This is a genomic window from Inquilinus sp. KBS0705 (genome assembly GCA_005938025.2).
GTDB lineage: Bacteria > Bacteroidota > Bacteroidia > Sphingobacteriales > Sphingobacteriaceae > Mucilaginibacter.
In genome coordinates this window covers 203,390-218,208 of the sequence record VCCI02000002.1, presented here as the reverse complement: position 1 = coordinate 218,208, position 14,819 = coordinate 203,390, and the positions used below count along the sequence as shown (strand labels likewise).

The 14,819-nt window shown below is 43.9% G+C and carries 12 protein-coding genes and 1 pseudogene; 5 read left to right on the top strand and 8 right to left on the bottom strand.

Going from position 1 to position 14,819, the window contains the following annotated elements; all coding sequences use genetic code 11:
- Window positions 1-283 precede the first annotated feature (283 nt).
- On the top strand, window positions 284-1,195 hold the full coding sequence (gene gldN / locus FFF34_012310; GenBank protein ID TSD65064.1) for a gliding motility protein GldN: 912 nt from the start codon (window positions 284-286) through the stop codon (window positions 1,193-1,195).
- 330 nt (window positions 1,196-1,525) lie between these two features.
- On the opposite strand, the pseudogene FFF34_012305 reads toward gldN, so the two are convergent.
- The 4 genes and pseudogenes from FFF34_012305 to FFF34_012290 all read right to left on the bottom strand — a co-directional run bounded on the left by FFF34_012305 (window position 1,526) and on the right by FFF34_012290 (window position 4,157).
- A pseudogene (locus FFF34_012305) lies at window positions 1,526-2,185 on the bottom strand (phosphatidylserine decarboxylase family protein).
- A 25-nt stretch (window positions 2,186-2,210) separates the two neighbouring features.
- The gene (locus FFF34_012300; protein ID TSD64681.1) at window positions 2,211-3,023 is read right to left on the bottom strand and encodes a phosphatidate cytidylyltransferase; all 813 of its coding nucleotides are present in this window, start codon (window positions 3,021-3,023) and stop codon (window positions 2,211-2,213) included.
- Window positions 3,020-3,232: a hypothetical protein gene (locus FFF34_012295; GenBank protein ID TSD64680.1), complete on the bottom strand. Its 213-nt coding sequence runs from the start codon at window positions 3,230-3,232 to the stop codon at window positions 3,020-3,022. The genes FFF34_012300 and FFF34_012295 overlap by 4 nt, the downstream gene beginning before the upstream one ends.
- Window positions 3,213-4,157 (bottom strand): CPBP family intramembrane metalloprotease, encoded by a 945-nt coding sequence (locus tag FFF34_012290; protein TSD64679.1) that lies wholly within the window; start codon window positions 4,155-4,157, stop codon window positions 3,213-3,215. The genes FFF34_012295 and FFF34_012290 overlap by 20 nt, the downstream gene beginning before the upstream one ends.
- Before the next feature lie 43 nt (window positions 4,158-4,200).
- Between FFF34_012290 and dusB the strand changes: the two genes are divergently transcribed.
- Both dusB and apaG read left to right on the top strand, forming a co-directional pair.
- On the top strand, window positions 4,201-5,193 hold the full coding sequence (gene dusB / locus FFF34_012285) for a tRNA dihydrouridine synthase DusB (protein TSD64678.1): 993 nt from the start codon (window positions 4,201-4,203) through the stop codon (window positions 5,191-5,193).
- Window positions 5,194-5,242: 49 nt separating this feature from the next.
- Window positions 5,243-5,629, top strand: a complete 387-nt coding sequence (gene apaG / locus FFF34_012280; protein TSD64677.1) for a Co2+/Mg2+ efflux protein ApaG — start codon at window positions 5,243-5,245, stop codon at window positions 5,627-5,629.
- A gap of 95 nt (window positions 5,630-5,724) precedes the next feature.
- Here the strand turns inward: apaG and FFF34_012275 are convergent, their stop codons facing one another.
- Together FFF34_012275 and FFF34_012270 are read right to left on the bottom strand one after the other, a co-directional pair.
- Window positions 5,725-6,390 (bottom strand): hypothetical protein, encoded by a 666-nt coding sequence (locus FFF34_012275; protein TSD64676.1) that lies wholly within the window; start codon window positions 6,388-6,390, stop codon window positions 5,725-5,727.
- A gap of 109 nt (window positions 6,391-6,499) precedes the next feature.
- Entirely contained in the window at window positions 6,500-7,216 is a 717-nt protein-coding gene (locus FFF34_012270; protein ID TSD64675.1) for a zinc metallopeptidase, read from the bottom strand.
- Window positions 7,217-7,276: 60 nt separating this feature from the next.
- Here FFF34_012270 and FFF34_012265 point away from each other — a divergent pair, with 60 nt between their 5' ends.
- Complete coding sequence (locus tag FFF34_012265; protein ID TSD64674.1) at window positions 7,277-8,419, top strand: FAD-binding oxidoreductase; 1,143 nt, start codon at window positions 7,277-7,279, stop codon at window positions 8,417-8,419.
- On the opposite strand, the gene FFF34_012260 is transcribed toward FFF34_012265, so the two are convergent.
- Window positions 8,416-9,762, bottom strand: a complete 1,347-nt coding sequence (locus tag FFF34_012260; protein ID TSD64673.1) for a UDP-N-acetylmuramoyl-tripeptide--D-alanyl-D-alanine ligase — start codon at window positions 9,760-9,762, stop codon at window positions 8,416-8,418. The two genes, FFF34_012265 and FFF34_012260, sit on opposite strands and share 4 nt — an antisense overlap.
- Window positions 9,763-9,772: 10 nt before the next feature.
- Complete coding sequence (recQ, locus tag FFF34_012255; protein TSD64672.1) at window positions 9,773-11,926, bottom strand: DNA helicase RecQ; 2,154 nt, start codon at window positions 11,924-11,926, stop codon at window positions 9,773-9,775.
- A 335-nt stretch (window positions 11,927-12,261) separates the two neighbouring features.
- On the opposite strand from recQ, the gene FFF34_012250 reads away from it, so the two are divergent.
- Window positions 12,262-14,766 (top strand): zinc carboxypeptidase, encoded by a 2,505-nt coding sequence (locus FFF34_012250; GenBank protein TSD64671.1) that lies wholly within the window; start codon window positions 12,262-12,264, stop codon window positions 14,764-14,766.
- Window positions 14,767-14,819: the final 53 nt, after the last annotated feature.

Sequence of the window (14,819 nt, the reverse complement as noted above, 5' to 3'; positions counted from 1 at the left end):
GGTGATGTTTTTAGTGGGAATAAGCCCCTGCATGGCACAAAAGCTATCAGGTAAATGGATAGGCGAGTTGCCGCAATCCGACAAAAAGATACACTTCACCATCGAGTTGGACCTTACCCAAAACGGGAAACAAATAAACGGCACATCCAGGTTTAGCACCTTAGATTATCATACTGTAAACTATCTGGTAAAGGGCAGTATAAACGGCACCGATATTATACTGGATGAGTACAGGGTAGTAAATTGCGATTGTAACAACCAGTACATATTTTGCCTTAAAAAAATGCGTGGCAAGCTAACGCTTGATTCCGCAGCATCGGCCTATACTATTAGCGGTATATGGACCAGCGACTCGTCATATAACGGCAAAACCTATGTAAAAAGCGATTGCTCACCGGGTACCTTCGTCATATCAAAATCTACCCGTTTGCGCCCACTGGATGGTTATTACGAAAAGACCGACATAAAAAACGCCCGCGAAACACCTTACGCCAGCTTGCGCGAAACTGACGTAGCCTTTGCCAAACGCATATGGCGAGACATTGATGTACGCGAAAAAATGAATCGCTATATGGCATCACCAAAGCAAAGGCTGATAGATGTGTTGATGAAAGCAGTTGCCTCTGGCGAGATAACCCCGTTTGACCCTACGCCGACCAAAGAAGACCCGGGAGGCGACTCCTTTACCCGCCGCTTTACAGCCGAGCAAGCCAAAAGCCGCATGGCTGATAGCGCTGTGGTTGACAAATTTGATAAGGATGGTAATAAAATAGGCTCGGAGTTTAGGGCTGGTGAATTTAACCCCGATAGTGTGGTGCGGTTTAGGATAAAAGAAGATTGGGTGTTTAATAAAGCCTTATCGGTTTTTGAACCCAGAATAATAGGTATAGCACCTATGATAAAGCCTAAAGCAGCCGGACTAAACTTACCGTTTCAGCCCGCTTTTTGGATATACTTCCCGCAGGCACGCCGGGTATTAGCTAATAAAGAAGTGCAAAACCGCAACAATGATGCAACGGCTTTAAGTTATGATGATACATTTATGAAGCGCCTGTTTACCAGCTACATCATTAAACAATCTAACGATAAGGACGAACGCATCAGCGATTACAAACAGGGCGCCGACCAGCTTAGGGAGGCTGAAAAAGCAAAAAAAGCATTAATGGACTGGGAGCTGGGCTTGTGGCATAATTAACCGATAACTATTAAAGATCGGTTTAATAAAAAAAAGCCTTTATGCATGCATAAAGGCTTTTTTTTTATTACTTGTAAGCTATTACTTTTTAGCCGCTCCTTTTGCAGCAGGCGATTTAGCCGCCGGGCGTTTTGCTGTCGGTTTGGGTTTTACAGATGCTTCTTCAACTGGTTTAGCCGGGGCTTTAGCAACGGGTGTTTTAGCAGCTTCCTTTTTGGGCTCATGCTCTATAACCAACGTCTCTTCGCCATGCTCGTCAGATAATGGGGTGGCTACATCTTCAATAACGGTGGCGTTTGTATCTGTTGTTTCGGCAGGTAATGCCCCGTTACTGTTTAGCTGCGCCAATACAGTACGGCCGCCTTTAACCACCTGGTTAAGCTCTACATTTATTTTAGTGCCGAGGGGTAAAAATATATCCACCCTGGATCCAAACTTAATAAACCCGAATTGCTGGCCCTGTACCACCTCATCGCCCTCTTTAACGTACCAAACAATACGGCGAGCCAAAGCACCCGCAATTTGGCGGAAAAGCACCTGTGTGCCTTCGCTGTTTTCGGTTACTACGGTGGTGCGTTCGTTCTCGGTAGATGATTTTGGGTGCCATGCCACCAGGTATTTACCCGGATGATATTTAAAGTATTTTATTATCCCGCTAATAGGGTTACGGTTTACGTGCACATTAACCGGAGACATAAACACCGATAGCTGTATGCGCCTATCCTTTAAAAACTCAGGTTCATCAGCTTCTTCAATTACTACCACTTTACCATCAGCAGGGCAAAGCACGTTGGTTTCGTCGATGTTGATGTCAAACACCGGGCTGCGAAAAAACTGTACAATGGTTACAAAAAGCAAAAACGACGCGATGTAAATGATCCATTTTACAACGTAAGCTTCAGGAAAATAAAACTGTATTAATGCATTCAGTACAAAAATGAATAGTATGCAAATAGCCAGGGAGGTATATCCTTCTTTATGAAATCTCATATCAGGTTAAAATTATGTTGTAAAATTAAGCATTTACAACGAAGTATAAATAAGTATAAACAATTGGCGCAGCCAGTATAAAACCGTCAAACCTATCTAACAAGCCGCCATGGCCGGGTAGTATGCCGCCGCTGTCTTTTATATTGATGCTACGTTTAAACATTGATTCTATCAGGTCGCCAATGGTGCCAAAAAAGCCAATTAATACAGCAACGGTTACCCAGTGCTGCCAATCAAGCTCGGTAAAATAAAGGCTAAGTATATAGCCTACACCCGCGCTTATTGCCACGCCTCCAAAAAAGCCTTCCCATGTTTTTTTAGGCGAGTGGCGCTCAAATAACTTATGGCGGCCAATGCTCATACCTACTAAATACGCCCCGGTATCATTAGCCCAAAGCATCAATAAAAAGCCTAAGGGCATATGAAAATTAAAACTTCCCTTTAAATAAGCCAAAGCATGAAAAAACGTAAAGGGCACAATAACAAACACTAAACCCAGCAGTGTGTAAGCAATATTGGTAAAAGGGGCTACGGTTATTTTAAAAAGTTCTTGCACAAAAACTGCGCTAAGTGTAAGCGTTAGTAAAAGCAATAGCTTGTGGTAAATAGGGCTGTCCTGGTAGGTAATTAATGCAAACAATACGTAAATAAAAACAGCGTTTATAAAGCCGGTTGCCCGGTTAGGCTGTATGCCGCTTTTTATATTAAGCCCATAAAACTCGTGCAGGCAAACTAAACTAAGCGCAAGGTAAAATATGCCGAAGGTGTAATGCCCTAAAAGCACCGAGGCAAGCATCACTATAATAAAAAAGAAGCCTGTTATGGCGCGTGTCTTCATAAATTAATTTGGTTCAGTATCATTATCTCAATTGCATGGCTAAAGTTTTCCTGGTGAATATACACCTCAACATCGCCAAAATTTTGGTGCGATGACGCCTGCTTATTTAGCAAAACAGCATCAATATGATGGCCGGTAAGCACTTGCTTAACAATTTCTGATTGATAGTAGTTGGTGGATGTAAAAATTTTAACCCAGTTCTTCTCCATTAAAAGCAGGACTTTGTTTTTTGCCCGTTGCAAGGTTTTTATAAACCAGCAGCAAAATTATAATAATTATCAGGCTAAATATATAGTACACGTAACTAAATAAATGCTGGTCTTCGGGGTTAAAGCTTATTTGTTTTTTATTGTAAAGGTAAGTTACCACTACTGCTGTGCCGTTATTTAAAAAATGCGCCCAAACTGCCGGCCATATGCTACCGCTCCAGGCTACCAGGTAACCAAAAACGCCGCCTAAAAACATCCGCGGTAAAAAACCGTAAAACTCCATGTGAAAGGCACTAAACAATGCCGCGCCTATCCAAACGGCAGCATGCGTGCTTTTAGTCCACCGCTGTAGTATGGTTTGCAAAACGCCCCGAAACATAAATTCCTCGGCAACGGCAGTTAAAAATCCAACCAAAAACAGGTTTTTTAGCATATCTGCTATATTGTCCATTTTTAATATGGCCATAGTGAGTTTTTCGGCACTTTCCTCGCTTTGTTTCATCCATTTTTCAACGCCGCTTAAATAGGGTGGTAAAACCATGCGCTGGTTAACGTTACTAAGCAGTTCCATAAACGGCGAGGAGATAAACATCAAAACAAATGTGATCAGTATTAATACCCATGGGAAAGCGGATGTGGCTTTTAAGTAAGGGGCAGGCTCTTTTACTATTACATAAGCAAAAAAAACAGGGGCTATAAAAATGGGCAGTGTGGTGCTAATTACCTGTAATAGGTATAACGCGCTGGCGGTTTTAGGGTTACTAAAGTTTAAATTGGCTATATCCATTATGGCATTAAGGCCGTATAACCCGCCTATAACTGCTACTGCCAAAATATACCCTATTATTATAACAGCCACTGATACAACAATGAATACAGGAAACTGTAGGCCGGGAGAGAGTTGATTTACAGGCTTTTTTACCATTTGCTTTAAAAATGCGTATTTTTGCAGGGCTTAAAGATAAGGCATGTCTGTACAAATAGGAAATATAGATTTAGGTGAGTTCCCGCTGTTACTTGCACCGATGGAGGACGTTAGCGACCCGCCGTTCCGTTATGTGTGTAAGCAAAACGGCGCGGATATGATGTATACAGAGTTTATTTCGAGCGAGGGACTAATACGCGACGCGGCTAAAAGTCGCCAGAAACTGGACATTTTCGAATACGAACGCCCCATTGGCATCCAGATATTTGGCAGCGATATAGACCACATGCGCGAAGCCACCGAGATAGCCTCATTAGCCGGCCCGGACCTGATGGATATAAACTATGGCTGCCCGGTTAAACAGGTGGCCTGCCGTGGTGCGGGTGCAAGCCTGTTGCAGGATATTGATAAAATGGTAGCCATGACAAAAGCTGTAGTAAATGCAACACATTTGCCGGTTACTGTTAAAACCCGCCTTGGCTGGGACGATAATACCAAAAACGTTTACGAAGTGGCCGAACGACTGCAAGATGTAGGCATTAAAGCTTTAACCATACATGGCCGCACGCGCGCGCAGATGTACAAAGGTGTTGCCGATTGGACATTAATAAGCGAAATAAAGAAGAATCCGCGGATAAAGATCCCGATTTTTGGTAATGGCGATATTGATTCGCCTGAAAAGGCAGCCAACTGGCGCATGGAATATGGCGTGGATGGGATGATGATTGGCCGTGCCGCTATCGGCTACCCATGGATATTCAGGGAGATAAAGCATTTCTTTAAAACGGGCGAGCACTTGGATAAACCCACTATTGCCGAACGTATTGAGGTTTGCAAAACACACCTGCAAAAATCAATGGAATGGAAAGGGCCGCGCACCGGTATTTTTGAAATGCGCCGCCATTACAGCAACTATTTTAAAGGTGTGCCAGATTTTAAAGAGCACAGAATGAAACTTGTTACCGCCGCTACTGTTGAAGAGATAATGGATATATTAGCCGAAGTGGATAAAAAATATAGCTTTGAAATGGCATAGTATTTATTAGGATTATTATATATTTGAAATAAAGAGAGATACAATAACAATGGCAACTACTATAACTGAAGGTGTTAAGGTTTCAGTTGAAACAATTTACCAGCCCGAATATTCAAACCCGGTGAACGACCATTTTATGTTTGCTTATAAAGTGAATATAGAGAATATGGGTAACTATGCCGTACGTTTAGTTAGCCGCCACTGGTATATATTCGACTCTAACGGAGCCAAGCGCGAAGTAGAGGGCGAAGGTGTAGTAGGTATGCAACCCATAATTGAGCCTGGCAACTCGCACGAGTATGTAAGTGGCTGTAACCTAAAAACAGATATGGGCAGCATGAAAGGCGAGTACCAAATGGAACGCCTTTTAGATAATTCGGTTTTTAACGTACAAATACCTGAATTTTATTTGATTGCGCCTTACCGGTTAAATTAATTTGCCCTTCCTTCGGGAGTAGAAGATATTGAAAGTTCTCTCGCACTGTGCGAGGGAACTTTTTTGTTTATTAAGCTTGTTAAATATCGAATTAATTATTTCTCTGCTGCAAGTATGGGCATTTCTGCAATGTTGTTGTAGGCCAGTTCGCTCAAAGCCACTTCATCTTTGTAGCCTATGTGGCTAAGTTTTACCCAGCCATAGTGCGCTTTGCCTTTAATATAAAATTTAATACCGAGGTACTTATCAATTTGGTTTGCCCATAAACCCGCATATTGCTTGTTTGCTCCAACACTTGTAGAGCCAACTATAACGCCCTTTTGACCGGGTGAATTCCAATCGGTTTTATAACCGGTGGTTGGCTGTACCTTGCTACCGCTTTTAAGTGGATACGTGTAAAAGCTATTAAATACATTTGGCTGCCCCTTTTGTATAAGCAATTTATTACCTGTACCCGATACCGGGTTAATAATTAAATAGAGATAGGGTTTATTGTTTTGCATAATTAACACCGTGGTAAAGCTGTAATCAGGTGTGCCATCAGCATTTACATCCAGGTTAAAATGTTTGTTATAACCGAGCTTTTTGTTTATCAATTTATAAATAAAGGTGGATGGTATAGCTGCAGTGTTCATAAGAGCTGTGGCAGAAGAGTCGGCAACTATACTATCATTTTTAACCGCAGATGCGTTAATATTGTCTTTTTTACAAGCCTGTAATGCAACCATGGCGACCAGGCAAACGAGGATGTATTTTTTCATAATACCCAGATGACGAAGCAGTCAACTAAAGCGTTACAGAAAGCTATCGTTTATTAAACAAAAAGGCCCTTGCTACGCAAGGGCCTTTAATAATTTATTATGAGTGCATTTAGTTACGCCTGTTAAATAAAAACGAAGCGTAATAAAGTAAGGTAGCCAACGCACTTAAGGCGGCAACCACATAAGTCATGGCGGCCCACCATAGGGCATCTTTAGCCTGCTCGTGCTCTTCGCGGGTTTGCATAATGGTATAGTTATTCGCCAACCATGCTAAGGCGCGGTTGCTGGCATCAAACTCTACAGGCAGCGTAACAAAGCTAAAAGCGGTTACCAAAGCTAAAGCGGCAACACCCACCGCCAATACAAAGGGGTTATGAGTAAAAAATAGCAGCATAATGCCTATCATCAGCGTCCATTGGGTTAGTGTTGATGCTACATTAACAATAGGCACCATGGCCGAGCGGAAACTTAACCAGGTATATGACCGCGCATGCTGTACAGCGTGCCCGCATTCGTGAGCGGCTACCGCTGCTGCAGCAACACTGCGGCTATGGTAAACATCGGGGCTTAGGTTTACAGTTTTATCTTCGGGGTTGTAATGGTCTGTTAACTGTCCCTCAACAGATATTACCTTTACGTCGTAAATACCATTATCTTTCAGCATTCGTTCGGCTACATCTTTACCGGATAAGCCGGATAAAAGCGGCATTTCCGAATATTGTTTAAATTTGCTTTTGAAACGCCATTGAACAATAAAGCTGACCAGGGCAACTACTATCATAAGCAGCCAGGCCGAATTATAGGTAACAAATAACAAGTGATTCATATCTCAATAGTTTTATAAATTCACTATTTCAAAAAGTATTCCGTAAAACATAACAACGTATTGGACGAGAACAAATTTTCTTACTGGGAGCGCACCGCTTTTATTGATAATGCCGATGTGATCATCATAGGCAGCGGCATAGTAGGCCTAAGCGCTGCCCTGCATTTAAAAGCGCAGCAGCCAAAACTTAAAGTGTTGGTTTTAGAGCGTGGCTTTTTACCCAGTGGCGCCAGCACCAAAAATGCCGGTTTTGCCTGTTTTGGGACGGTTTCTGAACAATTAGAGGCATTAAAACGCTCATCCGAAGAAGAAGTAGTTACTTTGGCTAACTATAAGTGGCGCGGTTTACAACGACTGCGGCAAAACCTGGGCGATGCGAATATTGACTATTATCAGCATGGCGGCTACGAGTTGTTTATGCAAGGCGAGGAAGGCAAAGCCGAAGAAGCTATAGACCAATTGCAATACCTAAATAAATTATTAAAACCCGCGATAGACGGGCATGACATTTATGCAGTAGCAGATGCTAAAATTGCAGATTTTGGTTTTGCTAACGTAAGCCGGATGATATACAACCCCTTCGAGGGGCAGATACATACCGGCAAAATGATGCGGGCATTATTGAATAGGGTATACCAACAAGATGTGGTGGTACTGAACAATTGCGCGGTATCGACTATCGATAATCACGACACGCATATACATATAAGCACATCGCAGGGCGACTTTAAAGCAAAGCAGATTATATTGGCTACGAATGCATTTGCAAGCCAGCTATACCCAGAACTGAATGTAATGCCCGGCCGCGGGCAGGTGCTGGTTACTAAACCCATACAAGGCTTAAAGCTGCAGGGCACTTATCACTTTAACGACGGTTACTACTACTTCCGCAATATAGATGGTCGGGTGCTATTTGGCGGCGGCCGCAACCTGGATTTTAAAGCCGAGGAGACACACGATTTTGGACACACCGATAGCGTAAAGCAACAATTAACTGATTATCTGCACAAGGTAATACTCCCTGGCCAACAAGCCGAAATAGATTACTGGTGGAGCGGAATTATGGGTTTTGGCGAAACGATAAGCCCGATAGTAAAACAAATTAAACACAATATTTACTGTGCTGTAAGGTGCAATGGCATGGGTGTAGCCATGGGCAGCCTGGTAGGCGAAGAAGTGGCGGAATTGGTGTTGCAGGCTTAAAACAACTCTACCAGCCGTTCTAAAGCCATACCGCGAGAGCCTTTGATAAGTATAGTGGCGTTAGTAATAGGGTTATCTTTAAGGCCGATAATGGCATCCTCGGCAGTAAGGTAAAAAGTAGTGTTGATCAGGTTCGTATTTGTCACCTCAGATTGTTGGCTGCTAAAATCCTTGCCTATAAAAATGCGCTCAGTTACATTAGCATCTTCGGCTTTTTTGATAACCGCGGTGTGTTCTGTTGCCGATTCTTCTCCCATTTCAAACATGTCGCCCAATATCAGCACCTTTTTATCGGCATTTATCTTGTCCATATTTTCTATAGCCACAAACATGCTGCTTGGGTTTGCGTTGTAAAAATCGCATATAAGGGTATTGGTAGCCGTCTGCATCATTTGCGAGCGGTTGTTCTTAGGCTGGTAACCCTCAACGCCTGCGCTTATCTTATCAGCGCTTAACCCAAAATACACGCCGATGCTTATGGCCGCTAATATATTATGCAAGTTGTAAGCGCCCGTTAGTTGTGTTTTTAGGGCGTGCTTTTCGCCGGTTTTGTTATTGGTATATGCTAAGGTGAGTAAGGGTGAGTTCTCGAGCAATTCGCCGGTAACCAGGTTTTTTCCGGGCCCGGTGCCGTAATACACGCCATTGGTTAAAGAGCGGGCTTGTTGCATCTCCAGTAAGACTTTATCATCACTATTAATAAAAGCCACACGCTTAAAGCTCTCCTCTGCGTTGTTTGACGCCAGGTAATCATATAGCTCGCCTTTGCCTTTTTTAACGCCCTCAACTCCACCAAAACCCTCCAAATGAGCCTTGCCTACATTGGTTATCAGGCCATGGGTAGGTTGTGCAATACTGCTAAGAAAGGCTATTTCTTTTTGATGATTGGCCCCCATTTCAATAACCGCTATCTCGTGGGTATTGTTGATGGTTAGTATAGTAAGTGGCACACCAATATGGTTATTTAAATTACCTGCCGTAGCCAGTGTTTTAAACTGTTGTGATAATACCGCATTGATCAACTCTTTTGTAGTGGTTTTGCCGTTGGTACCCGTAAGGCCAATAACCGGGATGTTTAGCTGCCTGCGATGGTGCGCCGCTAGGTTTTGCAGACTGGTTAAAACATCATCAACCAAAATATATTGCTTACCCAATGCGTAGGCAGCGTTATCAACTATAGCATATGCCGCGCCTGCTTCTACAGCTTTTTGGGCGAAGGTGTTGGCATCAAACTTATCGCCCTTTAAGGCAAAAAACAAACTCCCCGGTACTATTTTACGTGTATCGGTGCTAATAACAGGGTGTTGCAGGTATAGCTGGTAAATATCTTCGGTAGTGGTCATTTGTTAACGCTTAGTTTGATACTTCGGCTTTGTTTGTATAATTCATCCAGGCAATAACCGCCTTAATTTCGGTATAAGTGTAGGCATCGCCCAATACTTCTTTTAATGGCGAAAGCCGCTCATTGCCATAGCTTTCAACGGCATCCTTAATGGCGGGTAGTTTTTGCTTTACAACAAAATCATACACATCCAGTTCGCCGGTTTCTACAAAATTAGTTAAATGATTTTCAATTGTCATAGGCGATAACCCGCGTTCGGCTGCAATGTCAGCGGGCGTTTTACCCTGTTTAAACAGCGTAAAGCTTAAACGTGCGGTATCGGCTATTTTACTTTTTTTAGGTTTGCGCTCGCGCTTAGCGGCTTTTTGCGACATTTTTGAGGATAAGCCCTTTTCTTTACTGTAAGCTGTAACTACGGCCAAAAACTCACGCCCGTACTTAGCCAGTTTTACATCCCCAAAGCCGGATATCAGCCTCAATTCATCCATTAGCTGGGGTAAATAGGTGGCTATTTCTATAAGCGATGCATCCGATAAAATGATGTAGGCGGGCACGTTTTCACTGATAGCGATATCCTGGCGTTGTTTGCGCAGATCGGCCAATAGGTCGGTTTCATAAGCCAGCTCTTCGTGTTGCTGCTCATCAATGGTTTGCGATGATATCAGTTCAACCTTTTCCAAGCCTTTTAAAACACCCTCGCTTTTTGGCGTAAGCTTTAGGGCCGAATAGCCATCGTCTGACACTTGCAGGTACCCTAACGCTATCAATTCGCGCAGGTAGCGTTGCCAGTCGGCTTTGCTGATATCTGCGCCTGCGCCATAAGTTTTAAGGGCTTTATGGTCGGCCCATATCTTCTCGCTTTTCGATCCGCGTAAAAAGTCGATCACATATGTAGCGCCAAACCGTTCCTTTATCCTTGCTACTGCCGATAGCGCTTTTTGTGCGATAAGCGTACCGTCAAATTTGGTGAACTCGCTTAGGCAATAATCGCAAGAGCCGCAATTATCCGGGAATGGTTCGTCAAAATAGTGCATCAGGTACTGGCGGCGACAGGCATGCAGCTGGCAATAAGCTACCATATCGTCCAGCTTTTTAAGCATAATGCGGCTTTGCTCCTCATTGTTTTCTACCGTGGCAAAGCCCTTAAGCTTAATAGCGTCGCCGGGAGAGTAAAGCAGCAAAGCGTCTGATGCCAGGCCGTCCCGGCCGGCGCGACCGGTTTCCTGGTAATAACCTTCGATATTTTTGGGCAGATCGATATGCACCACATAGCGCACATTAGACTTATTGATACCCATACCAAAGGCTATAGTGGCTACAATTATCTTTATCTCGTCTTTTAAAAAGGCTTCCTGGTTGCGGGCCTTAATATCGTGGATTAAGCCTGCGTGATAGGCTGCTGCGGCGTAACCTTCATCTTTCAGGTTTTCGGCCAAAGCCTCGGTTGATTTGCGCGACAGGCAGTAAATTATACCCGATTCATCTTTCCGGCTATCTAAGAAGTTAAGCAGCTGGCTAAAGCTGTTCTTTTTGGGGATAACCCTATAAGTGATGTTTTCGCGGTTAAAGGATGATGTAAACACCTTGGGCTGGTGCAGGTTAAGCTTTTCCAGTATATCTTTTTGGGTAAGCTTATCGGCTGTTGCGGTAAGCGCAATAACCGGCACATTGGGGAATTCGGCTTTTAAGCCGGCAAGCATCAGGTACTCCGGCCTAAAATCGTGGCCCCATTGCGATATGCAATGTGCCTCATCTATAGCTATTTGCACCACATTGAGGGTGCGCAAAAAGGCCATCATCTTATTATCGGCACCAAATAAACGCTCGGGGGCTATATATAGCAGCCTTATCTGGTTGTTTCGCAGTTGTATGGCTATGTCCTTTTGTTCCTCCGGGCTTTGGCTGGAGTTGAGGTAAGCCGCCGGTATGCCGGTAAGGTTAAGGCTGTCTACCTGGTCCTTCATCAGGGCTATTAAGGGCGATATTACAATGGTTAAGCCGTTAAGCAGTACCGCGGGCAACTGGTAGCATAACGATTTACCGCCGCCGGTAGGCATCAATACCAACACATCCTGCTTGTTTAAAACATGCTCAATAATGGCTTCCTGCGAGTGCCTGAACTGGTTATATCCGAAATATTTTTGAAGTGCCTGTAAGGGTGTCATCTGCTTTTACAAATGTGCGTTTTTTTGTTTAACCGTGGTTGGCGCCGACCAAATTTGGATGGTGTTTTCTTTATCAAGGCTTTTTTGATAAAAAAGTAGCTTTACAGCACGTATGGGCCTAAACCATTCTACTTTTGGCTATAAATTATTCCATTTTTTTCGTGGTCTATAGCTAAAATTTTCGTTTATTTTCGCTACCCCTCTCTTGCTAATATAATATTTAATTGCAATAAAACAAGTTTTACAGGCATTTTCTACTCGCCCAATTATCGCCGGCGTTATTAAACGTCAAAAAAATATTTTAGATTAGCCTTTGCTACCTCTTATTATTTATTATGATAAAAAAACTACGCCTCCTGTTTTTTACGGTTGTGTTTTCGCAATCAATTTTCGCTCAAAAAATTCAATCGCCCGAAGAATTTTTAGGATACAAGCTGGGCACACAATTTACCCCCCATTACCGTATTGTTGAATACTTTAAATATGTTGCCGGGGCATCTAAAAATGTAAAGCTGCAGCAATTCGGCAGTACAAACGAAGGGCGGCCTTTATTGGCCATGTTCATCGCATCTGACGAGAACATTGGCAGGCTTGAAGAAATACGCCACAACAACCTGCGTTTAGCCGGTTTAGAAAGCGGCACGCCAATAGCCAATGCGCCGGTGATTACCTGGCTAAGTTTTAACGTGCATGGTAACGAGCCGGCATCAAGCGAGGCAGCAATGTGGACCTTGTTTGATATGGTTGACCCCGCTAACGCCCGCACCAAGGAGTGGTTAAAAAACTCGCTGGTGGTTATTGACCCCTGCTTAAACCCCGATGGGCGCGACAGGTATGTAAACTTTTATAACTCGGTTAAGGGCTTAGCGCCCGACCCAATGCCAACATCGCGCGAGCATGCCGAGCCATGGCCGGGAGGCAGGGTAAACCATTATTACTTTGATTTGAACCGCGACTGGGCATGGCAGGCACAAAAAGAAACGCAGGCCCGTGTTGGCCTATACAACCAATGGCTGCCCGAAGTGCATGTAGATTACCACGAACAAGGCTACAATGCCCCTTACTACTTTGCGCCCGCTGCCGAACCATACCATAAAGATATTACCCAATGGCAGCGCGATTTTCAGGTGACCATAGGTAAAAACAATGCCAAGTACTTCGATCAAAATGGCTGGATGTATTTTACCAAGCAGGAGTTTGACCTGCTTTATCCATCATACGGCGATACTTATCCACTGTATAATGGCTCAATAGGTATGACTTACGAGCAGGGGGGCATCAGCGCCGGTTTGGCTGTAGTTACCCGCAGCGGCGATACGCTTACCTTGGTACAGCGTGTGGCACACCACCATTCGACAGCCTTAAGCACAGTGGAGATCGTGTCGGCAAACGCGCAGAAAGTATTAGATGAGTACAAGAAGTTTTTTGACAATAGTAAAGCTAACCCGCCGGGGCAGTATAAAACCTATGTGATAAAAAACGACAATAACGAAAAAGTGAGCACGCTGGCCAAAATGCTTACCCGCAACGGTATACAATACGGTTTTGGGCTGGCCAATAAAACGGTGACGGGCTTTGATTATATGACCGGTAAAACCGAGCAATACAACGTAGGGGCCAATGATCTGGTGGTGAATGCCTATCAGCCAAAATCGGTATTGCTGCATGTATTGCTGGAGCCTAAAACCATCATACCCGATTCGGCTACTTACGATATTACGGCATGGGCATTGCCTTATGCTTATGGCTTAACGGCCTATGGTGTAAAAGAATCGTACAAACCGGCCACCGCCACCTGGAACGTTATAAAGCCACAGCCGCTAACCAGTACACATGCTTATGCCTATGTATCGGCATGGCAGTCGGTCGCCGATGCGCGCTTTTTAGCCGCCCTGCTTAAAAAGGGTATAAAGGTTAGGTATTCCGAAAAACCATTCGAATCGGCAGGTAAAAAATTCTCGGCCGGGTCCTTACTTATCACCAAAGCCGGAAATGACCGTCCTGATTTTGACCAGGTAGTTACCCAAACAGCGGCCTCGCTCGATCATGAACTGGTGCCTTTATCGTCGGGCTTTGTTGATAAGGGTAACGATGTTGGTTCGGATGTGGTGCGTTATATTAAAACACCAAGGGTTGCTTTAATAGCCGGTGATGGCGTAAACTCAGAAGCGATGGGCGAGGTATGGCATTTATTTGAACAGCAATTAGGCTACCCTATAACGCTGGTAAGGTACCAGGACCTTAGCCGTACCAAGCTTGGCGATTATGATATCGCTATTTTTCCTGATGGCCGTTATGCGGATTTCCCGTCGGAAAAAATTTCGAGCTGGGTACGCGACGGCGGTAAACTCATCGCATTAGAAAGCGCGGTAGAGCAATTAGCCGATAAAAAGGGATTTGCCATCAAAAAGAAAGAAGATAAAAAGGACGATAAGGACAAAGACAAACAAAAGGCGCCAGATGTTAAAATATACGCCAACCGCGATCGTGATGCTATATCATCATCTATACCAGGCGCTATATTTAAATTGAACCTGGATAATACCCATCCGCTTGGCTTTGGTATGCCTAATTACTACTACTCGTTAAAGTTAAACGATGATATTTACGAGCTGTTAGGCGAGGATGATGGCTGGAATGTAGGTACAGTTAAAAAGGATAGCTATACATCGGGCTTTGCAGGTGTGGTGTCCAAACAAAAAATTAACAACGGACTATTACTTGGCGTGCAGGAAATGGGCCGCGGATCGGTAGTGTACATGGTGGACGACCCATTGTTCCGCAGCTTTTGGGAAAATGGCAAACTGCTGTTTAGCAACGCGGTGTTTATGGTGCAGTAGGTAACCCCCTACCCCCCTGAAGGGGGAATTTTTGAATGCTAAAAGGGCATCCA